Origin of the sequence: Marinobacter salinisoli (genome assembly GCF_017301335.1) — a bacterium.
Classification (GTDB): domain Bacteria; phylum Pseudomonadota; class Gammaproteobacteria; order Pseudomonadales; family Oleiphilaceae; genus Marinobacter; species Marinobacter salinisoli.
On the sequence record NZ_CP071247.1, the window covers coordinates 3,247,706 to 3,269,396 of the forward strand.

The following is a 21,691-nucleotide window of genomic DNA, read 5'->3' on the forward strand; positions in this document are numbered from 1 at the left end:
CGCGGGGAATCGGCCCGCCTCGCAGCGGCCTCCGCACAGGCATCCAAGTTGCGCAGACACTGACCAGACCATACAATGGCCGGCTTTCAAATTAGTAGGGACTGTTGTCTATGCAGCCACTTGTAGGACTGATCATGGGGTCCAAATCCGACTGGCCCACGATGGAACATGCAGCGACGATGCTGGAGAAGCTCGGCGTCGCGTATGAAACGAAAGTTGTGTCGGCTCACCGAACGCCGGACTTGCTGTTCGAATACGCCAAGTCTGCCTCTGCCCGTGGTTTGAAAGTCATCATCGCCGGAGCCGGCGGTGCCGCCCATCTGCCCGGCATGGTCGCGTCCCAAACGGCCCTTCCGGTACTTGGCGTGCCTGTACAGTCCAAAGCACTGAGCGGACTCGACTCTCTGCTGTCGATCGCGCAGATGCCCGGCGGTGTGGCGGTGGGCACACTGGCTATTGGCAAGGCTGGCGCCACCAACGCGGGCCTTCTGGCAGCGCAGATCATCGGCACCTTTGATCAGGATGTGCAGCAAGCCGTTGAGGCGTTCCGCACCGAGCAGACCCAGGCTGTCCTGGACAATCCCGATCCCCGGGAAGACTGACGCCCGCTTCCGACCCCGAACGATGGCAGGAGTATGAAATGAGAATTGGTGTTCTTGGCGCTGGACAGCTCGGAAGAATGTTGGCACTTGCCGGCTACCCGCTGGCCAAAACCTTCGTGTTCTATGACATGTCCGGCAACCCGAGCGCAGGGCTGGGTGAGGTGATCATTGACCGGGACGGAAACTACCTCGACGATTTCCTCTCACGTGTCGACCGGGTCACTTACGAATTCGAACACCTGCCCGTAGAGGTCGCCGAAAGGCTGGCTAAAGAAAAGCCGGTGCATCCCTGCCCCCGCGCCCTGCAGGTGTGTCAAAACCGGGAACGGGAGAAAACCTTGTTCGGCGAACTGGGCATTCCCACCCCCCAGTGGAAGATCGCGGATAGCGCCGAATCACTGAAGTCCGCAGCCGAAGCTCTGGGTTGCCCTGTGGTAGCCAAGTCCAACACCGAAGGCTACGACGGCAAGGGCCAAGCGGTACTCAAAAGCCCCGAGGAAGCACAGGAGGCCTGGGCGGCCATCGGCCACCCCCGGCTGATCGTGGAGAAGTTCGTTCAGTTCAAGCGCGAAGTTTCCATCATCGCCGTCCGCGCCGAAGACGGCGACGTGGCCTTCTACCCGATGGCGGAAAACACCCACCACGAGGGTATCCTGCGGTACTCCATCGCCCCGGCTCCGGGCCTTCGAAAAGACATCCAGGAAGAAGCCGAGCGCTATATACGCGCCCTGCTGAACGAAATGGACTATGTCGGCGTACTGACTCTGGAGCTGTTCGAGACCGAGGACGGCCTGGTGGCCAACGAGATGGCGCCCCGGGTGCACAATTCCGGCCACTGGACCATCGAAGGCGCAATGACCAGCCAGTTCGAGAATCATATTCGCGCCGTGAGCGGCCACCCTCTGGGTAACGTAGAGGCCAGAGGCCTGAGCTGCATGGTCAACATCATCGGCGAGCACGGAGAGATCGATCGAATTCTGGAACTGCCCTATGCGCACGTTCACCTCTACAATAAGGGAGAACGACCCGGCCGGAAGCTCGGTCACGTCAACATCCTGGCGGACAGTTACGAAGAGCTGGTCTGGCGGGTGCGCAACTGCGCCCAATTCCTGCCGGGCAGCCCGGAATTTAGAAGTTCCCTCACCACCAAGGGTTGATATGCATCAATTCGCCCATATAGTGGCGCAGTGAACATTCATTCAAAGAGAGACAGGGAGAACGACCTCATGGCATTTGAACTTCCCGCACTGCCGTACGAAAAGAACGCGCTGGAACCGCATATTTCCCAGGAAACCCTGGAGTACCATTACGGCAAGCACCACAACACATACGTCACCAAGCTGAACGGCCTGGTCGAAGGTACTGACAACGCCAACAAGTCTCTTGAAGACATCATCAAGAGCGCCAGCGGCCCTCTGTTCAATAACGCCGCACAGGTTTGGAACCACACTTTCTACTGGCACTGCCTGAGCCCGAACGGCGGCGGAGAGCCCACCGGCGCGGCCAAAGACGCGATTGAAAAAGCGTTTGGCTCTTTCGAAGCTTTTCAGAAAGAGTTCAATGACAAGGCTGCCAACAACTTTGGTTCCGGCTGGACCTGGCTGGTCAAGAAGGCAGACGGCAGCGTCGCCATCGTGAACACCAGTAACGCTGAAACGCCTCTGACCGGCGACGACAAGCCGGTGCTGACGGTAGACGTTTGGGAGCATGCGTACTACATCGATTACCGCAACTCCCGCCCGAACTACCTTGAAGCGTTCTGGAAGCTGGTCAACTGGGATTTCGTAAACGAAAACCTGGCCTGATCATTCGTTCGCGGAACGTTCCGGCAGCCTTCAGGCTGCCAACGAAAGCGCCCACAATTACGTGGGCGCTTTTTTGTATCTGGCCGAACGAAAACCAAACAATTTGATACACGCAACCCCGACATACTCTGGAAAAATCATTGATACTTAAAGCAGTTACGTGCAAACGCAAACGTGGGCAAGCATACGCGGGATCACGATCTGCCTTAAGACCAAAAACGACATTCTCCATCCCCCAACATGGGTGACTGACAAGCCTGAATGGATAATTACCTCAACATCGAACAGCGCCTCGGCGACCGTATTCTGTGGTGGATTCTGACCATAGCGCTGCTTTGCGGGTTCGTCATCAGTGCTGTCCAGGTGTTTATCGATGCTCGACGCGTATCCACCAACCTGGAAAATCAGGCTTCTGAAACCATCGCAATGGTCAGAGATGCAGCCACCCAGGCTGTGTTCAATATCGATGCCGACCTGGCCCATCAAGTCACGAAAGGCCTGCTTGCCGTGGATGCCATACACCTGGCAAGGATCACCCATCCGGATGGAGAACCGCTGGGCGGCCAAGACCGCCCGTTGCGCCAGACCGCCTACCGGCCCCTGACAGACGCCATCTTCGAGGCGGACCGGAAATACCAGACCGCCCTGACGCGCGAAAGCTCGGACATCGTGTACGGTTACCTGGAAGTTCACTACGATACGGCACTGTCAGCGGACACCTGGCTCAGCCGGTCTGCAGTTACCTTCGCTTCCGGCCTGGCGACCGCCGCTATTCTGGGCCTGGCCGTCTTTTTTGTTTTCCACCTGCTGCTGGCCCGCCCGATGATTAACATCATCCGGTCGATCAAATCGGTTGATCCCGAACACCCCGATGGCCGACTGATCGCCATTCCCAAAGGCCATCAGCGCGACGAGATGGGTCTCTGGGTGAACGCCACCAACAACCTGCTGGTGTCTATTGCAGACAGCCAGGAACGTCACCGCGAAGCCGAGATACGAGCCAACCGGCTGTCTCAGTACGACCAGCTTACCGGGCTCCCCCGACGGGAGACCTTTATGGAAATGCTTGAGCAGGAGATCGCTCTGGCGCGGAAAGACGGTCAGGTCCTTTCATTGATGGTCTGCGGTATCGACGATTTCAAATCCGTCAACGAGCAGTGCGGCTTTCGAGTCGGCGACCTGATCCTGCAGAAATTGTCAGACCGACTTTCGTCGACACTCGCCGGAAGCCGATTCTCACTATCCCGACTGGGCAGTGATCAGTTTGCCATTCTCGAAAAGGGCATCCAGAACAGCTTTCAGGCAGCCGAGTCCGCGGACCAGGTTCTGACCTGCTTCAGTACACCGGTCAGCGCAGAAAACCAGACCGTCAGCATGTCTGCTACGGTCGGTGTTTCCATGTTTCCCTCGGACGCGGACGAGGCCGACCGTCTGCTCCAGAGCGCCGAGCAGACCATGACGCTCGCCAAACAAAGTGGTCATAACCACCTGCAGTTCTACGTCGCCAGCATCGACCAGGAAATCCGGGACCGGAAACTGCTCGAAAGGGACTTGTCCGAGGCTTTGGCCAAGGGGGAGTTCCACCTGGTGTATCAGCCACAGGTAGATCTGGAAACCCGTCGCATCATCGGCGCCGAAGCACTGATTCGCTGGAACCACCCCACCCGCGGTTTCGTGCCCCCCGACCATTTCATCCCGGTTGCCGAAGCCAACGGCGCCATCGTCGAGATAGGTCAGTGGGTTCTGGAGCAAGCTTGCTGGCAAGCCTCACAATGGGCGGCCAAGGGCATCGGCGTTCGCATCGCCGTCAACCTCTCAGCCGTTCAACTGCAGCAGGCCGACGTGGTTGAGGACATTCTGGACACCCTGCATCGCCACAACGTTGCTGCCGGGCGACTGGAGCTGGAAGTGACCGAAACCAGCTTCATGACCAACCTGGCGGATGCCGTCGACAAGCTGCACCAATTGAATCAAGCCGGCATCAGCATTGCCGTGGATGATTTTGGTACCGGGTATTCATCACTGACCTACCTGAAGAAAATGCCGGTACAGCACCTGAAAATCGACAAGCAATTCATTCGCGATCTGCTGCTGAACGAAGAAGACACCCGTATCGCCAACACAATCATTGACCTGGGCCGCAGCCTGAACCTGTCCGTGGTGGCCGAAGGTGTAGAAACTGCCGAGCAGGAGTACTATCTGACCCAGCGCGGCTGTCGTCTGGCGCAGGGTTATTACTTCAGTAAACCAATACCCGCTCGTGAATTTGAGACCTTCGTCCACAGCTTTCACGAGCAATTCGCCGAAAATAACGTCTGAAACCACCACTGTACAGGAGCTGCAATGGGTACCACCTTGATCGGCCTTATTGTTATTGCCGCCGTCGTGTTTTACCTGGTTTTCATCTACAACCGCCTGGTTACCTTGAGAAACCAGTTCAAGAACGGTTTCGCCCAGATCGATGTGCAGCTGCAACGTCGACACGACTTGATCCCCAACCTGGTGGAATCGGCCAAGGCCTACCTCAGCCATGAAAAGTCCACACTGACCCAGGTAATGGAGGCGCGCCACAACGCCGTCAGCGCCCAGCAGGATGCCGCCAGAGACCCCAGCGACAGCACCAAGATCCAACGCCTGGGCAGCGCCGAAAACCTTCTGACCAAAGCCTTGGCCAACTTCTATGCGGTTGCCGAGAACTACCCCGACCTGAAAGCCAACGAAACCATCCAGCAGTTGATGGAAGAGCTTTCCAGTACCGAAAACCGCGTCGCGTTTGCGCGCCAGGCATACAACGATGGCGTGATGACCTACAACACGTTCCGCGAGCAGTTCCCCAACAACATACTGGCCGGCATGTTTGCTTTCAAAGAAACCGCGCAGCTGGAGCTGGAGTCTCCGGAGGCCCGGCAGGCACCGAAAGTTTCATTCTAAGACGTCCCACAATGTCGCATCAGGGCTTTTTCCAGCGCCAGGCGAAGGCCCGGCGCAACACCAGTTTTCTGGTTCTCCTGTTTCTGACGGCCGTGACGCTGATCACCCTGGCCGTCTGCCTCGTTGGCTACTTTGTCACTCGCAGCGAAACCAGCCACCTTGCCTTCCATGAATGGTTACTGTCACAGCACGGGCTTACCACCAGCGCGGTTGTCATCGCGCTGATTGGGATTGGCTCACTGGTTCGCTGGGTGGATCTGGCGGGCGGCGGGACGCGGGTCGCCAAGATGGTCGGCGCCCGACCAATCGACCCTGACACCCGAGACCACGACGAACGCCGACTACGCAACATCGTTGAAGAGATGGCCATCGCCAGCGGTGTCCCTGTACCCGAGCTCTACGTAATGGACCAGGAGACCGGCATCAATGCCTTTGTGGCGGGCTACACGACCGGCGAAGCGGTCATGGTGGTCACCCATGGTGCTCTGACGCAACTGTCCAGAGACGAACTCCAGGGCGTCATCGGACATGAATTCAGCCATATCCTTAATGGCGACATGCGAATCAACATTCGGCTGATCGCCCTGCTGGCCGGCATTCTGATGATTGGTCAGATCGGCGGGTTCCTGCTCCGGGTCTCGTTCTATGGCAGCCCGCGCTCATCGCGCTCTTCCAGGGATGGCCGCGCTCAGGCCGCCATGGGCATTGTTGGCTTGGCCCTGGTGCTGATTGGCTACGTGGGGGTGTTCTTCGGGCGCTTGATTCAATCGGCGGTATCCCGCCAGCGGGAAATGCTCGCCGATGCTTCCTCGGTTCAGTTCACCCGCAATCCCGAAGGTATCGCGAGCGCCTTATACAAAATTGGTCTCAAGGGCGGCTACCTCGACACTACCAGCCACGCCAGCGACATGAACCACATGTGTTTCGGCGAAAGCACGCGGATGAAGTTTGCGTCTTTGCTGGCGTCCCATCCGCCGGTGGAAGACCGCATCAACGCGATTCAGCCGGGCATGCTGGCCAGGTTGCGCAGCCGGTTCCGGGATGCCCGGGCCACAGAAGACCTGCGCTCTGCGGCTGCCAAAGCAGCGCCACCCCATGCCGCCGGCTTTTCGGATTCCGGCCCGATCATCCACAGCCCTGCCCGCACTTATCGGGACGAGACAACACAAGCCAGCACCCGCTTGTCGGATCGGGTCGGCACGGTGACACCGCAAAGTGAAGCCTTTGCCATTGGCTTCCTCAACCAGCTGCCAGACAGCTTTCGGGCGCAACTCAACACTCGCACCGGTGCAGTTCAGCTATGTTATGCCCTGCTGATCTGCGGGCTGTCAGAAGAGGAACGCCAGGGCAGGCTGGCGCTGATCCCAGACCATCCCGTTCTGGGAGCCCAGCACGACGCTCAGATGCTGCTGATACCCACCCTTCGGGCCGCAGGTGACGGCATAGGTTTCCCAGCCCTGGAACTGGCCATGCCGGCCTTGAGAAAGCTCGATCCAGACGAGCGCAGGCTGCTGAAAACCAATGTACAGAAACTGGTGGCGGCCGACAGGAAAATATCACTGTTTGAGCTGGCCCTGACCAGCTTCCTGTCACGCCATCTGGGGGAAGGTGCCGGCCGGAACGTGCCGGTGCGGTATCGCAATTACCGCCAGGTGGTGCCAGCCCTACAACGGGTCCTGAGCCTGATGGCACGAGCGGGAACGAGCAAGGCGGCGGATGCAGAAACCCTCTTCCAGCGAGTCATGGCGAGCTTCACAAACCGTGCAGATGAAACAATGATTCTTGAGAAGGTGAGTCTGCGCCAGTTACGCGAGGCGCTGACGATGCTCAATGGATTATCACCCCTCCTGAAACCCGCCATCATAGATGCCTGCGGAGATTGCATTATTCATGACGGCAAGATTGAAGCCAGGGAGTACGAGCTGATGCGATTGGTTGCCGACCAGCTCGACTGCCCGATGCCGCCGCTTACTCGCTGATATCCCGCAACCTCTCCCGGCGGCGTCCGTCAAACAGGACGTCGACTTCCGGGTTGATTTCGGCCTTCGGCAGCTTGAGCTTGTCGCGCATATCCAGGTTCACGTCCCACAGCTCATTGAATTTGTCCTCGGTCACCGCCACAGCCTCCAGTTTACCCAGCATGATGGTGGGCCTCAGGAACACCAGAAGATTACGCTTGGTACGACGCTCGGACTCTGAGGAGAACAGGCGCCCGAGGAAGGGAATGTCGCCGAGCAGGGGCACCTTGCTTTTCACGACCTGGAAATCGTCGCGGATCAGGCCGCCGAGCACGATGGTTTCACCGTCATCGGCCAGGACCGTGGTTTTGATTTCCCGCTTGTTGGTCACGATGTCGGAAGCATTCTCGACGCTATCCGCCACGTTCTCGGTGGTTTGCTCAACCACCAGTTTGACCAGACCGTCTGCACTGATGGTGGGCGTGACTTTCAAAGTCAGACCAATATCCCTGCGTTCGATGGTGGTAAACGGATTGGTGGTTCCATCACCCGACACGGTCGACTCGCCGGTCCGGAACGGCACATTCTGACCAACGATGATTTCGGATTCCTGGTTATCGAGGGTGATAATACTGGGCGTGGAAAGCAGGTTCGCCGCAGCGGAGGTGGACAGAGCCTGAAGAAGAATCCCCCAGGTAAGCCCACCCTTATCTTCTTCCCCGATACCAATAGTGATACCGCCTGCGGCGGGGCCAATCGGCGTTTCAGCGACAATGGCACCGATTACTTCGCTCAGGCTTCGACCAACATTATCGAAGTTGCTGGCAGCAATCGGTGTCGAGCCACCGGACTGATCACCAATGGCAGCCTGAACGCCAAGATCTTGCCCGAGCTCGTCACTGATTTCGACAATGGCGGCCTCAATCATGACCTGGGCGCGCCGAACATCGAGACTCGCGACAATCTGTTCCGCCTCCTGCATTAGCGAAGGTTCGCCGCGCACAACCAGTGCATTAAGCCCTTCATCGGCAAACACGGCAAAATTGGCGCCGGGTTTGGACGCCGCTCCGTTTTTGCCACCGGATTCTTCCTCAACCACCTGGCCCATCACGCCTTTCAGGATTTCCGTCATGGTCTTGGCGTCGGCGTGTTTCAGGCGAATGACTTTGGTGGTTCCCCCGGTGGCCGATGGCTGGTCCAGCTGACGGATCAGCCCTCTCATCTTGTCCCGGAAGTTCTTGTCCCCCCGCAGAATCAGGCGATTGCTCCGTTCGTCCGCAGTGACGCTGTATTTACGAGAGGCATTCTCACCGTTCCCTTTGCCCAGCTCATCCGGTGCCAGCTCTTGCAGCAGGACCACCATGTCGCCTACCCAGGCCTCATCCAGCTGGATAACTTCCACCTCGTACTTCGAGGGGCTGTCCAGTTCACGAACGATCTGTTCAATCCGCTGGATATTGGAGGAGTGATCGCTGACGATCAGCGCGTTGGCAGCTGCCACACCGGCCAGATGGCCATATTTGGCAACCAGCGGCCGCAGAATAGGCACCAGTTCCAGCGCGTTGGCATTGTCTACCTGAATAACCCGGGTGATCAGCTGTTCGGAGGGTGTTGCATCGAAACGGGACAGGGTTTCGGCCGACTGTTTGGCATCAACCTGCTGAACCACTTTAATGACCTCTTCGCCGGGGATGGCGGTAAACCCGTGCACGTTCAGCACGGCGAGGAACAGGTCGTAGATTTCGCTCTTGTTCATTGGCGCACTGGACAGGACCGTGACCTTGCCCTTGACCCGCGGGTCAACCACGAAGCTGTAGCCGGTAATATCCGCGACCTGGGTGACAAAAGCCCGGATGTCTGCTTCCTTGAGATTCAGCCGCCAGGTTTCTTCCTGCGCCTGGGCCAACGACATCAGCGGCAAGAGGATGAGTAAGGCTACAGCCCGCAACAAGTTGGTCTTATGGTTATGCATGTGGCGAATTCGTCCTGTATCTATTTGACCCGATCAGCGCCATTGCTCGGGTATTGCAAAACTAATGGTTAGAAAAGAACCGTCACGTTCGATTTCAATGTCGAGCTGAGCCTGGTCTCTCCAGCTATCCAGCAGTGCTTTATCCTGTTCCAGATCACCCAGCATTTGTCCGTTGATCGCTGTAATGACATCTCCGGCCTGCAAGTTGACGGCATTCAACATGGCGTTGGAGCCGTCATACACATAACCGGATGCACCGCTATCATCCACAGGACGCAATCCATAGGCGTTGAGTGCTGCAACACCCTCATTGTCGAGCTGAGCGCGCGCATCTTCCAAAAAGGCTTCGGGCGAAGATTGTGCCGGCTGCTCCGGGGTCTGTGCAACCAGAGCCTCCGAATCTTCTTCAAAGGTGAGCGACTCGTATCGACCGCCTCGCCGTATCAGAATTCTGGCGGCCTCGACCTCGGCCAATTCGGCATTTCCTGGCAGCATCTCCCCGACGCGGTAATACCCTGTTTCGCCATTGCTTCCTGCAACTATAGCACCGGAGTCTTCCGGCCGCTGACCCAATAAAACCCCCTCCAGACGCAGCCTGAGCTGGGTTTCAGGCGCCGAGCGCTTAACCACCTCGGACACCCCCGCCTGAGCCGCAGGCCGTCCAAAAAAATCAAAACTGGCCATCGGTGCGGACAACCCGGAACCTCCGCCAGGGCCGCCTTCCAATGTTGCTGGCGCAGCGGGCACGGGTCGCTCATCCCACAGGAAAAGCCAGGTCACTCGTGCCAGCGTCAACCCCAGATAAACCGCCAGGCCGATCAACAGGAGATTAGCCAGCAACCGGGATATCCGGGCCTGCGAATTCGGGCTTATGGCCATGGCTCTAGCGAGCCCCCGGTATCAAGGGTTGCCGGACCCGAAAGATCACATCGTCCGGACTTGCCGAGTCCGACCATGGCTGACCCGCCAGGTCTACCATGCGCTTATAAACCCGAACTTCCATCATTCCGTTCCAAAGCACATTTGCCTCTGCTGCCGGACCGTTGCCGTCCTGCTCTTTAACCGTCAACCCAATACCGCCCTGGGTAGTATCGAGGTCGGCCTGCATCGGCGGAAACTGAGCCTGGCCGGTTTGATTACCCATGGGCCAGGTTACCCGGCCACCGGGCCAGCGCCCGATACCGTCCGCCCTTTGCAGGCGGTTATCGGACCACAGGACATTCAGGGAATCGATGGTCACGTCACCCTCAATCATTGCCCCGCCACTCTGTCGAATCAGATCCTCAAATTCACCGACCGCAACCCTGCCTCTCGCATCCAGTTCCGCGCTGGCAGGCCAGCCAATCGTAACATCACCTTCCAGTAAAGATTGTGACGAAGCAATGGAAATATCCACGGGCAAAGTCAGATTGGTCAGCGACGGCACGCCCAGTATCCAGGACACGCGAAGTGGATAGCCCGCGACATCGAGCCCCGCGGCCCCCTCCCAGATTCGGCCGGACACCTGCCGGACCTGCACCTGGTCGGGCAACTGAACGTTCGAGGAAAACTGGCTCCAGAGCCAGCCCGCCGGCACCCATACCACTAAGGCAGACAGGTAGACAACAAGCGCCAGAAGCACCAGCAAAAAGATCTTTCCGAAACGGAAAAAAGGCTTTGGTTGGGATTCGTTCATTCAACGACACGCGCACAGTTGACTGGTAGCCGAGTCTAGCAAACGGCTGGCCCAACTTCATGAGAAAAAACAAAAACCCTGCGCCAGTATTACCAGCGCAGGGTTTTGATCGGGTCGTTCGAACCACGCACTCCGCTATCGAGGCGTGGCTGGGATCCGGGCCGGCTTACATCATGCCGCCCATGCCTCCCATACCGCCCATGCCACCCATATCTGGCATTGCGGCACCGCCCTTGTCGTCCTCAGGCTCGTCAGCAACCATCGCCTCGGTGGTGATGATCAGGGACGCCACGGAAGCGGCCGCCTGCAGGGCCGAACGGGTAACCTTGGCCGGATCCAGGATGCCCATTTCCAGCATGTCGCCGTAGGTTTCGGTAGCGGCGTTGAAGCCGAAGGCACCCTCGCCTTCGCGAACCTTGGCCACAACCACGGAAGACTCACCACCTGCGTTGTAAACGATCTGACGCAGCGGAGCTTCCATCGCCCGACGCAGGATGTTCACGCCGGCTTTCTGCTCTTCGTTGATGGCGTCAACCTTATCCAGTGCAGCGATTGCACGGATCAGGGTTACACCACCACCAGCGACGATGCCTTCTTCAACCGCTGCGCGAGTAGAGTGCAGCGCGTCTTCTACGCGGGCCTTCTTCTCTTTCATTTCCACTTCGGAGCCTGCGCCCACCTTGATCACGGCAACACCGCCGGCCAGCTTGGCAACGCGTTCCTGCAGCTTCTCCTTGTCGTAATCGGAGGAGCTTTCTTCGATCTGCTTACGGATCTGCTCAACACGCGCTTCGATATCAGCCTGGGCACCCACGCCATCGATGATGGTGGTGTTTTCCTTGGTGATGTTGATGCGCTTGGCGTTACCCAGATCGTCCAGAGTGGCGCTTTCCAGAGACAGACCAACCTCTTCGGAGATCACGGTACCGCCGGTCAGGATCGCGATGTCCTGCAGCATTTCCTTACGACGATCACCAAAGCCAGGCGCCTTAACCGCAGCCACCTTCACGATGCCGCGCATGTTGTTCACGACCAGAGTCGCCAGCGCTTCGCCTTCGATGTCCTCAGCGATGATCATCAGCGGCTTGCCAGCTTTGGCTACGGATTCCAGAACCGGCAGCAGTTCGCGGATGTTGGAGATCTTTTTGTCGACCAGCAGGATGTAGGGCTCGTCCAGCTCGGCGGACATGTTGTCCTGGTTGTTGATGAAGTACGGGCTCAGGTAGCCGCGATCGAACTGCATACCTTCGACCACATCCAGCTCGTCTTCCAGGCCACGGCCTTCCTCAACGGTGATCACACCTTCTTTACCAACACGCTCCATGGCGTCGGCAATGATCTTACCGATGGTTTCGTCACCGTTGGCTGAAATGGTACCGACCTGGGCGATGTTGCGGTTGTCGTCGCACGGCTTGGCCATCTCGCGGATCGCTTTCACCGCTTCGGTCGTTGCCTTGTCGATGCCACGCTTCAGGTCCATCGGGTTCATGCCGGCAGTCACGGCCTTGATGCCCTCGTTAACGATGGACTGGGCCAGAACGGTTGCAGTGGTGGTACCATCACCCGCGGTGTCGTTGGCCTGTGAAGCCACTTCCTTCACCATCTGGGCGCCCATGTTTTCGAACTTGTCTTTGAGCTCGATTTCCTTGGCGACGGATACACCATCTTTGGTGACGTTCGGCGCACCGAAAGATTTTTCCAGAACGACATTACGGCCTTTCGGGCCCAGAGTGACCTTAACCGCGTCCGCCAGTACGTTGACACCAGCGACCATGCGCTTGCGGGCGCTATCACCAAATTTAACGTCTTTTGCTGCCATGTTATCTATTCCTGTTCGTTAAACCGAGATTGAATCAAACGGATCAATGAAGTGTCGTGCGAGTCGCGGGGCGATTACTCAAGCACGCCGTAGATGTCGTTCTCGCTCATGATGAGCAGCTCTTCCCCGTCAACCTTGACGGTGTTACCGGCGTACTGGCCGAAAACAACGGTGTCACCCACCTTGACCGCCAGCGCACGGGTTTCACCGTTATCCAGGATGCGGCCGTTGCCCACGGCAATCACTTCACCCTGAGACGGCTTTTCCTTGGCATTTCCCGGAAGAACGATACCGCCAGCTGTTTTCTCTTCTTCTTCCTTACGGCGTACGACAACACGATCGTGTAGCGGACGAATTTTCATTGCTCGTTGTCTCCAATAGTCAGATTAATGTGGCAATGACATTTGCTGTTTAAAAAGGTCGGGCATGCGATGCATGCTCCGGCCAAATTGCCCGGCCGGCTAAGCTACTGTTTTCCAGTCGTTATCGGCCCGCGGCTAACTTGTGACTTCTATGTGGGGTTAGCCCAAAGGTTTTCAACACCCGAGAGGAAAATTTTTCTCATTTTTTTTCGATGCGGTCGCGATCGCTCTCTGTGCTGTCGCGGTATTCGCCTTCGATGATATCCCCGTCCTGGTCGAAACGACTTTCGCGGTCAAATGGGCTCTGGTGGCCAAATGGCCTACCCTGCTCGCCAAACGGCCCCCGGTCGAAGGGCCCCTGCCCGGCACGGAACTGGAAATTCCGCGACTGACCGGAAATCACCATCCGCTTGAGCGCATAGGCCGCGAACCAGTGTCGGGTAACGGGAATCAGGCACAGAAACCCGATGGTGTCGGTAATAAAGCCGGGCGTCAGCAAAAGCGCGCCACCAACCGCCAGGATCAGCCCTTCCGCCACTTCCCGGGCCGGCAATTCACCGCTATTGAGGCGCTGATTGGCGCGCAACAGCGTCGCCAGCCCCTGCTGGCGAAGCAGCCAGGCACCGATGACGGCAGTCAGTAGCACCAGGCCAACCGTATTGAGAACGCCAATGACACCGCCTACCTTAATCAGGACCGCCATCTCGGCGATGGGCATGACGATGAACAGAAGGAGAAAAATAGACATGAGGCACCTGTATTCAGGCTATGGGCTTTGCGGCGTCTGATATACTTGCGGGCTTTTGACTTTATAGGCAGCCACCCTTCGGCTCGCCACGCGATCAACTTACTACTCTACGTTAGGGCGAAACATGAAACTTCAAGATTCGGTCATCGCAATAACCGGCGGCGGACAGGGACTGGGACGATCCATGGCAATCTATCTGGCCGAACAGGGGGCCAGGCTGGCACTGATCGATCTGGTGCCGGAAAAACTGGAGGAGACCGTCACCGCCTGCAAGCACGCCGGTGGCGATGCCCGGGCCTATGTGTGCAACGTCGCTCGGGAAAAGGACGTCGAGGAAACCTTCGCCGCCGTCGCCAGAGACTTCGGCCGCCTGGATGGCCTTGTCAACAACGCCGGCATCCTTCGTGATGGCCTCCTGGTCAAGGCAAAAGACGGCAATATCGCAAAGCGCATGAGCCTGGCCGAATGGCAGGCGGTGATTGATGTCAACCTGACGGGCGTGTTCCTGTGCGGACGCGAGGCCTCGACGCACATGATTCAGGGCGGCAACGGTGGCGTAATCATCAACATTTCGTCCATCTCCCGCGCCGGCAACATGGGACAAAGCAATTATTCCGCCGCCAAGGCTGGTGTTGCCGCCCTGGTGCCGGTCTGGGCGAAAGAACTGGCTCGCCACGGCATTCGTGTGATGGGCATTGCGCCAGGCTTTATTGAAACCGAGATGACCGCCTCAATGAAGCCCGAGGCACTGGAACGAATGCGCGCGGGCATCCCGCTGAAGAGAATGGGGCAACCGGACGAGATTGCCACCACCGTGGATTTCATTTTTGAAAATGACTACTTGACCGGTCGCATCATCGAAGTTGATGGCGGCTTGCGGCTCTGAGGCCAGGGATAACGGGGCGGGTAAGCGCTTGCCCCGTTATTGCCATTGAAATCGGCGCATCGCCACCCGACCGCGCACAACTTCAACCCCCTCCTTCTCCAACAAGCCCACCTGCTCCCGGTATTTTGCCGAGCCCTCCGGAAACGCGATCAGGCCGTTGCCGCGTATGACACGGTGCCAGGGCACTGCGTGGCCTGCCGGCAACTTCCCCAGCGCACGGCCAATGTAACGTGCCTGCCGGCCCAGGCCAGCCATGCTGGCAACCTGACCATAGCTGGCTACCCGTCCCTGCGGAATGGCCATCACGACCTGCCAGATAGCCCGGTCTTTGGCGGATTCAACCATTCAATCCGCCTGGGCCGGCGCAGGTTCAACTTCAGATTTTCGCGGCGCCAGGGCGTCGAGACGATCACCTTTTCGAATCATGTACATCGACAGCAGAATCGCTGGAACGCCCATGACGCCAGCCAGGAGGAAGAACTCCGCGTAACCGTAATCGGCCACCACAATACCGGAGAATCCTCCCAGAAATTTCCCGGGCAAGGTCATTAACGAACTGAACAAGGCGTATTGCGTAGCGGTGAAAGATGCGCTGGTCATGCTCGATAGCCACGCAATCAATGCCACATTGGCGATGCCGCCACTGAGGTTGTCGGCGCTCACCACCAACGCAAGGGTCGTGACATTGGGCGGGTATTGGGCAAGCACCACGAACAGCAGGTTGGTTGCGGCCGTCATCACCGCGCCCAGCAACAGGATCTTACGGACGCCATAACGAATCACCAGTACCCCACCGATAAACGACCCGACAATGGTCATGAAGAAACCGAAGATCTTGGTGACATCTGCCACCTCGGTTTTGCTGAAGCCCATGAAATTCAGGTAGAACGGATTGGCCATAACCCCCATGGCGATATCGGAGATGCGATACACCGCCACCGTTACCAGTATCAAAACAGCCAAATCACGATACCTGCCGAAAAAGTCCTGGAACGGCCCCGCAACTGCGGCGTAAAACCAGCCCATGGCGCGAGCCAGCCGGGGGCTGAGATGAGTTCGTTTGGAGGCCTCCTGCTCAATCTTGTGCGCGATGTCCTGCGCGGCGGCAAAATGATTGAGTCGCGGCTCCCTCACCACCAGGACCGTGAGCATGCCAACACCAACGAGCAGCGCCATCACCTCATATGACACCTGCCATGACCAGAATTCTGCGATATAAAACGCCCCGGCGCCTGCCACCAGAAGCGCGAGCCGGTAACCAAAGATGTAGGTTGCCGCCAGCGCCGCCTGCAAGCGTTCTTCTGCAATTTCAATGCGGTAAGCGTCAATCGCCACATCCTGTGTGGCCGAGGAGAACGCCACAAGCAAGCCAAACAGCGCCATGGTTTCCGGTGCAACGGTCGCATCAACGTGGGCCATCAGGTATAGCCCGGTGGCGATCCCCACCTGAGCCAGCAGCATCCAGCTGCGACGCTTGCCCAGCAACCGATCCAGAATTGGCAGGCGGACGCGGTCAATGACCGGCGCCCAGAACACCTTGATGGAATAGGTAATGCCGAGCCAGCTGAAAAAACCAATCGTCGCGGTTTCCACACCGACATCCGCCAGCCGCGCATTCAGCGTAGAGAAGACCAGCAGGAACGGCAGGCCAGCCGAAAACCCCAGGAAAAGGAGGGCAAGGACCTGCCAACGAGTGTAGGTATAAAGCGTGTCCCTGAGCAGGGCACGGCGGTCGCTGGAGAGAATGGTCAGGCCTCCGGATCAGTCGCGAAAATTATTGAACTGCAGCGGGATATCCAGCTCAGCTTCACGCAGGTGGGCAATGGCGGTCTGAAGATCGTCGCGTTTCTTTCCGGTCACCCGAACCTTGTCGCCCTGAATGCTGGCCTGCACCTTGAGCTTCGCATCCTTGATCAACTTGACGATTTTCTTTGCCATGTCCGTTTCGATGCCCTGCTTCAGGGTGAACTGTTTCTTGACCAGTTTTCCGGACTTGCTCTCGCCCCCTTCGGACAAAGCGCGGCTATCGATGTTGCGCTTTGCGAAGGCCATACGGACCATTTCCTCAAGCTGCTCGAGCTGGAAGTCCTGCTCGGCACTCAAGGTGATTCCGCTATCATCCTTTTCGATGTCGGCTTCCACATTCTTGAAGTCCCAACGGTTGCCCAGCTCACGTTTGGCCTGATCCACCGCGTTGGTGACTTCGTGCTGGTCAATTTCAGAAACAATGTCAAAAGAAGGCATGGTCGTTATTCTCCAGTCGCCCCTATGGGTATACTATCGCCATGAAAATAGGCGGATGTGCAAGGTCGCCAAGCATAGCAATTGCCGCGCCGGACCGCATCTGGCGATCCGCACCTTGATCCGATCACAAACCGGTAGAAAGTAGATAACAATGCCAAACCTGGATTTACCCATCCTCGTAGTAGATGACGCCAAATTCAGCAGCATGGTGGTTGGCCGCACCCTTCGAAATGCCGGCTACCGTGACGTGCGCATCGTCAACAACGCTCCCGCCGCGCTGGAAATGATTGAACAGCGCCCCGTCAGTGTGTTGATCGCCGACTGGCTGATGCCGGAGATGGACGGACTGGAACTGGCAGACTGCGTGCGGCAACAGGATGAGCAGACCAACCACTACACCTACGTGATCCTGCTGACCGCTAAAGAGAGCCACGACGCATTGGCAGAGGCCTTTGACCGCGGGGTGGACGATTTCATTTACAAGTCGGACATGACCAAGCAGCTGATTCCCCGGATTTTTGCTGCCGATCGCATGGCCGAGCGACAGAACACCTTGCTCAAAGCCAACGCCTTGCTTATCGAGAACAACCGGGAGCTGGAATCCACCAACATCATTGATCTGGAAACCGGCCTGTGCAACAACAAGTACGGCCGTGAACGCCTGAGTAAACTGCTACGCCACGCGGAATCCCGCGGCGGCTCCTGCGCCTACGTTCTCTGTGGCATCCGCAACTGGCAGGAACTCAAGCGCAAGCATCCGCCCACGGTCATGAGTGAACTGGCCATCGGCATCGCCCGCCGCCTGAACACCCTGATTCGGCCAATCGATGCTCTGTGTCGCATCGGCGATAACCAATTCTGCATCGTTGCTTACTTCCCCAACAGCGATCACTGCACCACCACCGCATTCCGGCGGGTGTTTGACGGCATTAACCATAAGGCCCTGAAAACCACGGCAGGCTATATCTCCGTGGAAGCTGGCATGGTGTTGTGTCGTGCCGACGCTGAACACGGCACGCCCTTGGTGCAAGCCATGGAACGCTCAGCCGTGCAAGGCCTGATGGAGGCCTACGAGACCCGGCGGTTCACCGAAACCGCCCCAGACGTTGGCGCCGAGGCGTAACAACTGCGCAAATTTCAGCCAACACAACGTAACACAGCGATACGCTTCACACACAGACAGCGCCCGCCGCAAGCCTTAATCTATTCATCGTGGATTCAAGCAGTATCCCAATAGCGGAGGAGCCAAGCAGTAACTCCGCTGCAGTATGGGTTAGCCGCATATCCCCATGACGAAGGATCCGCGTTGTACCTTCGTCGCAGTATGGGGTTAGCAATCCCCCATGGCGGAGGAGCCGTGTTGTACCTCCGCCGCCATATGGGGACAGGTTTACGCCGCTTGAACGGCCAACTGAACCCCCCTCCCTAACCAGCAGCCATGCTGGTTTTGTTGTTTCTGGAGCGCCGTAAATTCACGCGGAACGGCTTCGCCTCGCTGCAGATAATCGTCCGACATTCTGATTGCACATCCTCTGGCCCAAAACATCTGTTAACACTGCGACACCGTTCACACACAGACATCCCTGTGCCGGCCACCTAACCTGATTACGTGGATTCAAGCAGTATCCCCCATGGTGGAGGAGCCGCGTAGTACCTCCGCCGCCGAATGGGATGCGCTTCCACAGGATTAACGATTGATTCAGGCCTTTCGTTTTTTCCACCTTTCAGGCCAGCTTTTTAGCTGGCCTTTTTATTGCGGCCTTGCCCGCGCCCTGCTGCCAGCACCAAACCGGCCGTCAAACGCACTCTCCCAAGCGCACAGATCCCTGAGCCAAACTTCCGGTATACTGTAGCCACAACAAACAGATGTAGTCGCCGCTATGAAACCGCTTGGAACCGCGTCCGTTGCCGCCTTGCGCCAATATGTGCGCGCTGCCGAAGCCGCCGGAATCGATACAAAAGCTCTGTTGCACCGCTGCCGCCTTGACCCGGCCATCCTGGAGTCGGACGAAGGCCGCGTGCTGGGCGAACAGCTCCAGCAGTTCATTCGCTTGCTGGTGGAGCACGCCAATAACCCGATACTGGGTTTGCAAACCGGCGATTTTGTTCAACCGGGCCACTACAGCGTCGTGGGTTACATCACCATGAGTTGCGCCACTCTCGGCGAAGCCGTTGCCCGCATCCCACCTTTTGAACGGCTCGTGGGCGACATGGGCACCACGAGGCTGGCCTTGCAGGGCAACCAGGCCATTCTCAGCTGGCGCTGCAACTACACCGACCCCGTCGTTTGCGACCACATCGTTGATAACGTCATGTCATCCTGGATCAAGTACGCCCGCTGGCTGGCCGACGACGAGTCCGCCGGCCCAAACCTTGTCCGCCTTTGCCGCTCATCACCCGGCAAAGACCTGGAGGACGCTTACCTGACACGATGGCACTGCCCAGTTGAGTTTGAGGCTGGCGAGGATGCCATTGTGTTTGCAAAGGAGCTGCTCGAAGCCCGGCTGCGCCAGCCCGACCCCATGCTGCGCAAAACCCTGGAGGCCCACGCCCTGAGCCAGTTGGCGGTGCTGGATACCAACACCGCACTGACAGCCCGGGTTAAGCAGATGATTCAGAGCCATCTGACGCAGGGCATTAGCCGGCAGGACATCGTGGCGGAGGCGCTCGGCGTGACAAATCGGACGCTTCAGCGCCGGCTCAGTCAGGAAGGCACGTCGTATCAGAAAGTGCTGGATGAGGTGCGGCAATCCCTTGCCGAAGATTATCTGCAGAACAGTGAACTCTCGATTCCGGACATCGCCCTGCGGCTCGGGTACAGCGAAACCACCTCGTTTCACCGGAAATTCAAGGCCACGAAAGGCAAAACGCCCGGAGAGTTCCGGGCGTCCAGTCGACCAGCAATCAGGGAGTAATCAGAGTTTTCGGCCCTTGCCGGCCGCAATGCGCAGACGCAGAGCATTCAGCTTGATAAAGCCTTCCGCATCTTTCTGATTGTAAGCGCCCTGATCCTCCTCAAAGGTGGCGATCTTCTCGTCGAACAGGGAGTCGTCAGACTTACGGCCGACAACATCCACGTTACCCTTGTAGAGCTTCAGGCGAACGGTCCCGTTGACGTAGTCCTGGGTCTTGTCGATCAGTGCCTGCAGCGCCTCACGCTCCGGTGACCACCAGTAGCCGTTGTAAATCACCTCAGCATAGCGCGGCATGATGCTGTCTTTCAGGTGCGCCACTTCACGGTCCAGGGTAATGGACTCAATAGCGCGATGGGCACGCAGCATAATGGTCCCGCCCGGGGTTTCGTAGCAGCCACGGGACTTCATGCCCACATAGCGGTTCTCAACGATATCGATACGGCCAATACCATTGGCGCCAGCCACCTTGTTCAGGTGCTCCAGCACCTCGTGTGGCTTCATGTCCTGACCATCAACGGCAACAATATCGCCCTTGCGGTAAGTCAGCTCGATGTAGGTCGGCTGATCCGGAGCCTCTTCAGGCGACACACTCCAGCGCCACATATCTTCCTCGGCTTCCGCCCACGGATCCTCAAGATTCATGCCCTCATAGGAGATGTGCAGCAGATTGGCATCCATGGAGTAAGGGCTCTTGCCCTTCTTCTTTTCAACCGGGATATCCCGCTCTTCGCAATAAGCGAGCAGCTTCTCACGGGAATTCAGATCCCACTCTCGCCACGGCGCGATGACTTTTACGCCAGGCTTCAGTGCGTAGGCGCCCAGTTCGAAACGAACCTGATCATTACCCTTACCAGTGGCACCGTGAGAAATCGCATCCGCGCCGGTCTCGTTGGCAATTTCCACCAGACGCTTGGCGATCAGCGGGCGCGCAATGGACGTACCCAGCAGGTACTCGCCCTCGTAGATGGTGTTGGCTCGGAACATCGGGTACACATAATCGCGCACGTACTCCTCGCGCAGGTCCTCGATGTAGATCTCATTAACGCCCAGCGCCTCGGCTTTCGCACGCGCGGGCGCCACTTCCTCACCCTGTCCGATATCAGCGGTGAACGTCACCACCTCACAGTTATAGGTATCCTGCAACCACCGCACGATGACGGAAGTATCCAGGCCACCGGAATAGGCCAGCACCACCTTTTTGATGTCAGACATGTCCTTGCTCCTGACTGCACATTATGAATAGAAAAATAGGGCGACCATTGTACGGAAGCGCGGGGTGCTTGGCTATTGAGAGAACAACCACGGTAGGAAGCCGGGCCGGATGCTAAGGGCACCGGCCGGACTGCGGATCGTGAAACCCTGAAGAAAACGCTTAGCCTGCCAGTTGCTGGGCAAGAACTTCCTCGCGGATGCCATCCCAACCTTCTTTGACTGAGCGAAGCAAGTTGGACACCTCGTCCAGCTTGGCCTTATCGTTTTTGACGTTCGCGTCCCAGAGCGCGGTCTCCATGTACTCGTACAGAGCATCAAGCCGCTGCGAAAGCTCGCCCCCCTTCTCCTTGTCGAGGAATCCCCGAAGAGCAGCCACGATATCGATTGCCTTGAGAATCAGCTTGCCCTTGGCCTCAAAGTCTTTCGCCTGCATGCGGGCCTTGGCCATGTTGATGCGCTCAATGGCACCCTGATAAAGCAGCTGGATCAGCTTGTGCGGATCAGCATCGACGATGCTGGTCTGGGTATTAACTCGCTGGTATGCCTGCAAGCCGTTCATAGC

At 57.8% G+C, this 21,691-nt stretch carries 20 protein-coding genes; 9 read left to right on the forward strand and 11 right to left on the reverse strand.

What is annotated here, in order from left to right; genetic code table 11:
- Positions 1-110: 110 nt before the first annotated feature.
- The 6 genes from purE to LPB19_RS14850 all read left to right on the forward strand — a co-directional run bounded on the left by purE (position 111) and on the right by LPB19_RS14850 (position 7,317).
- The gene (gene purE, locus LPB19_RS14825) at positions 111-602 is read left to right on the forward strand and encodes a 5-(carboxyamino)imidazole ribonucleotide mutase (protein ID WP_206643654.1); all 492 of its coding nucleotides are present in this window, start codon (positions 111-113) and stop codon (positions 600-602) included.
- 38 nt (positions 603-640) lie between these two features.
- Positions 641-1,759 carry a 5-(carboxyamino)imidazole ribonucleotide synthase gene (locus LPB19_RS14830; RefSeq protein WP_206643655.1) on the forward strand — a complete coding sequence of 373 codons (1,119 nt, stop codon included), beginning with the start codon at positions 641-643 and terminating at the stop codon, positions 1,757-1,759.
- A 69-nt stretch (positions 1,760-1,828) separates the two neighbouring features.
- Entirely contained in the window at positions 1,829-2,407 is a 579-nt protein-coding gene (sodB, locus tag LPB19_RS14835) for a superoxide dismutase [Fe] (RefSeq protein ID WP_206643656.1), read from the forward strand.
- 261 nt (positions 2,408-2,668) lie between these two features.
- Positions 2,669-4,726: a putative bifunctional diguanylate cyclase/phosphodiesterase gene (locus LPB19_RS14840; RefSeq protein ID WP_206643657.1), complete on the forward strand. Its 2,058-nt coding sequence runs from the start codon at positions 2,669-2,671 to the stop codon at positions 4,724-4,726.
- 24 nt (positions 4,727-4,750) lie between these two features.
- Positions 4,751-5,338, forward strand: coding sequence for a LemA family protein (locus LPB19_RS14845; protein WP_206643658.1), 588 nt, complete (start codon positions 4,751-4,753; stop codon positions 5,336-5,338).
- Positions 5,339-5,349: 11 nt separating this feature from the next.
- The gene (locus LPB19_RS14850; RefSeq protein ID WP_206643659.1) at positions 5,350-7,317 is read left to right on the forward strand and encodes a M48 family metallopeptidase; all 1,968 of its coding nucleotides are present in this window, start codon (positions 5,350-5,352) and stop codon (positions 7,315-7,317) included.
- On the opposite strand, the gene gspD is transcribed toward LPB19_RS14850, so the two are convergent.
- The 6 genes from gspD to LPB19_RS14880 form a co-directional block, all read right to left on the reverse strand.
- A complete protein-coding gene (gene gspD, locus LPB19_RS14855) occupies positions 7,307-9,268 on the reverse strand; it encodes a type II secretion system secretin GspD (RefSeq protein WP_206643660.1) in 1,962 nt (653 codons plus the stop codon). The genes LPB19_RS14850 and gspD overlap by 11 nt on opposite strands.
- Positions 9,269-9,301: 33 nt before the next feature.
- The gene (locus LPB19_RS14860) at positions 9,302-10,147 is read right to left on the reverse strand and encodes a type II secretion system protein N (RefSeq protein ID WP_206643661.1); all 846 of its coding nucleotides are present in this window, start codon (positions 10,145-10,147) and stop codon (positions 9,302-9,304) included.
- Positions 10,148-10,151: 4 nt separating this feature from the next.
- Positions 10,152-10,943, reverse strand: a complete 792-nt coding sequence (gene gspN, locus LPB19_RS14865; RefSeq protein WP_206643662.1) for a type II secretion system protein N — start codon at positions 10,941-10,943, stop codon at positions 10,152-10,154.
- Between the two features lie 166 nt (positions 10,944-11,109).
- Positions 11,110-12,762 (reverse strand): chaperonin GroEL, encoded by a 1,653-nt coding sequence (gene groL, locus LPB19_RS14870; RefSeq protein ID WP_206643663.1) that lies wholly within the window; start codon positions 12,760-12,762, stop codon positions 11,110-11,112.
- A gap of 74 nt (positions 12,763-12,836) precedes the next feature.
- On the reverse strand, positions 12,837-13,124 hold the full coding sequence (gene groES / locus LPB19_RS14875; protein ID WP_011785505.1) for a co-chaperone GroES: 288 nt from the start codon (positions 13,122-13,124) through the stop codon (positions 12,837-12,839).
- Positions 13,125-13,323: 199 nt separating this feature from the next.
- Positions 13,324-13,872, reverse strand: coding sequence for an FxsA family protein (locus LPB19_RS14880; RefSeq protein ID WP_206643664.1), 549 nt, complete (start codon positions 13,870-13,872; stop codon positions 13,324-13,326).
- Positions 13,873-13,996: 124 nt separating this feature from the next.
- Between LPB19_RS14880 and LPB19_RS14885 the strand changes: the two genes are divergently transcribed.
- Complete coding sequence (locus LPB19_RS14885) at positions 13,997-14,758, forward strand: SDR family oxidoreductase (protein ID WP_206643665.1); 762 nt, start codon at positions 13,997-13,999, stop codon at positions 14,756-14,758.
- 36 nt (positions 14,759-14,794) lie between these two features.
- Here the strand turns inward: LPB19_RS14885 and LPB19_RS14890 are convergent, their stop codons facing one another.
- The 3 genes from LPB19_RS14890 to LPB19_RS14900 are packed head-to-tail and all read right to left on the reverse strand — an operon-like array spanning position 14,795 to position 17,002.
- The gene (locus tag LPB19_RS14890; protein WP_206643666.1) at positions 14,795-15,103 is read right to left on the reverse strand and encodes an MGMT family protein; all 309 of its coding nucleotides are present in this window, start codon (positions 15,101-15,103) and stop codon (positions 14,795-14,797) included.
- Positions 15,104-16,510 carry an AmpG family muropeptide MFS transporter gene (locus tag LPB19_RS14895; protein ID WP_407943965.1) on the reverse strand — a complete coding sequence of 469 codons (1,407 nt, stop codon included), beginning with the start codon at positions 16,508-16,510 and terminating at the stop codon, positions 15,104-15,106. It lies immediately after the preceding gene.
- A 9-nt stretch (positions 16,511-16,519) separates the two neighbouring features.
- Complete coding sequence (locus LPB19_RS14900) at positions 16,520-17,002, reverse strand: YajQ family cyclic di-GMP-binding protein (RefSeq protein WP_206643667.1); 483 nt, start codon at positions 17,000-17,002, stop codon at positions 16,520-16,522.
- A gap of 151 nt (positions 17,003-17,153) precedes the next feature.
- Between LPB19_RS14900 and LPB19_RS14905 the strand changes: the two genes are divergently transcribed.
- Positions 17,154-18,125, forward strand: a complete 972-nt coding sequence (locus LPB19_RS14905) for a response regulator (RefSeq protein WP_206643668.1) — start codon at positions 17,154-17,156, stop codon at positions 18,123-18,125.
- A 757-nt stretch (positions 18,126-18,882) separates the two neighbouring features.
- Positions 18,883-19,917 carry an AraC family transcriptional regulator gene (locus tag LPB19_RS14910; RefSeq protein ID WP_206643669.1) on the forward strand — a complete coding sequence of 345 codons (1,035 nt, stop codon included), beginning with the start codon at positions 18,883-18,885 and terminating at the stop codon, positions 19,915-19,917.
- On the opposite strand, the gene LPB19_RS14915 is transcribed toward LPB19_RS14910, so the two are convergent.
- The gene (locus LPB19_RS14915; protein ID WP_206643670.1) at positions 19,918-21,129 is read right to left on the reverse strand and encodes an argininosuccinate synthase; all 1,212 of its coding nucleotides are present in this window, start codon (positions 21,127-21,129) and stop codon (positions 19,918-19,920) included. It abuts the gene before it with no gap.
- Between the two features lie 160 nt (positions 21,130-21,289).
- Positions 21,290-21,688 (reverse strand): flagellar export chaperone FliS, encoded by a 399-nt coding sequence (gene fliS / locus LPB19_RS14920; protein WP_206643671.1) that lies wholly within the window; start codon positions 21,686-21,688, stop codon positions 21,290-21,292.
- Between the last annotated feature and the right edge of the window lie 3 nt (positions 21,689-21,691).

What these genes read in the sequence shown, in the direction of transcription:
- purE (WP_206643654.1), top strand. Translation starts at nt 111, where the DNA reads ATGCAGCCACTTGTAGGACTGATCATGGGGTCCAAATCCGACTGGCCC.
- LPB19_RS14830 (WP_206643655.1), top strand. Translation starts at nt 641, where the DNA reads ATGAGAATTGGTGTTCTTGGCGCTGGACAGCTCGGAAGAATGTTGGCA.
- sodB (WP_206643656.1), top strand. Translation starts at nt 1,829, where the DNA reads ATGGCATTTGAACTTCCCGCACTGCCGTACGAAAAGAACGCGCTGGAA.
- LPB19_RS14840 (WP_206643657.1), top strand. Translation starts at nt 2,669, where the DNA reads ATGGATAATTACCTCAACATCGAACAGCGCCTCGGCGACCGTATTCTG.
- LPB19_RS14845 (WP_206643658.1), top strand. Translation starts at nt 4,751, where the DNA reads ATGGGTACCACCTTGATCGGCCTTATTGTTATTGCCGCCGTCGTGTTT.
- LPB19_RS14850 (WP_206643659.1), top strand. Translation starts at nt 5,350, where the DNA reads ATGTCGCATCAGGGCTTTTTCCAGCGCCAGGCGAAGGCCCGGCGCAAC.
- gspD (WP_206643660.1), bottom strand. Translation starts at nt 9,268, where the DNA reads ATGCATAACCATAAGACCAACTTGTTGCGGGCTGTAGCCTTACTCATC.
- LPB19_RS14860 (WP_206643661.1), bottom strand. Translation starts at nt 10,147, where the DNA reads ATGGCCATAAGCCCGAATTCGCAGGCCCGGATATCCCGGTTGCTGGCT.
- gspN (WP_206643662.1), bottom strand. Translation starts at nt 10,943, where the DNA reads ATGAACGAATCCCAACCAAAGCCTTTTTTCCGTTTCGGAAAGATCTTT.
- groL (WP_206643663.1), bottom strand. Translation starts at nt 12,762, where the DNA reads ATGGCAGCAAAAGACGTTAAATTTGGTGATAGCGCCCGCAAGCGCATG.
- groES (WP_011785505.1), bottom strand. Translation starts at nt 13,124, where the DNA reads ATGAAAATTCGTCCGCTACACGATCGTGTTGTCGTACGCCGTAAGGAA.
- LPB19_RS14880 (WP_206643664.1), bottom strand. Translation starts at nt 13,872, where the DNA reads ATGTCTATTTTTCTCCTTCTGTTCATCGTCATGCCCATCGCCGAGATG.
- LPB19_RS14885 (WP_206643665.1), top strand. Translation starts at nt 13,997, where the DNA reads ATGAAACTTCAAGATTCGGTCATCGCAATAACCGGCGGCGGACAGGGA.
- LPB19_RS14890 (WP_206643666.1), bottom strand. Translation starts at nt 15,103, where the DNA reads ATGGTTGAATCCGCCAAAGACCGGGCTATCTGGCAGGTCGTGATGGCC.
- LPB19_RS14900 (WP_206643667.1), bottom strand. Translation starts at nt 17,002, where the DNA reads ATGCCTTCTTTTGACATTGTTTCTGAAATTGACCAGCACGAAGTCACC.
- LPB19_RS14905 (WP_206643668.1), top strand. Translation starts at nt 17,154, where the DNA reads ATGCCAAACCTGGATTTACCCATCCTCGTAGTAGATGACGCCAAATTC.
- LPB19_RS14910 (WP_206643669.1), top strand. Translation starts at nt 18,883, where the DNA reads ATGAAACCGCTTGGAACCGCGTCCGTTGCCGCCTTGCGCCAATATGTG.
- LPB19_RS14915 (WP_206643670.1), bottom strand. Translation starts at nt 21,129, where the DNA reads ATGTCTGACATCAAAAAGGTGGTGCTGGCCTATTCCGGTGGCCTGGAT.
- fliS (WP_206643671.1), bottom strand. Translation starts at nt 21,688, where the DNA reads ATGAACGGCTTGCAGGCATACCAGCGAGTTAATACCCAGACCAGCATC.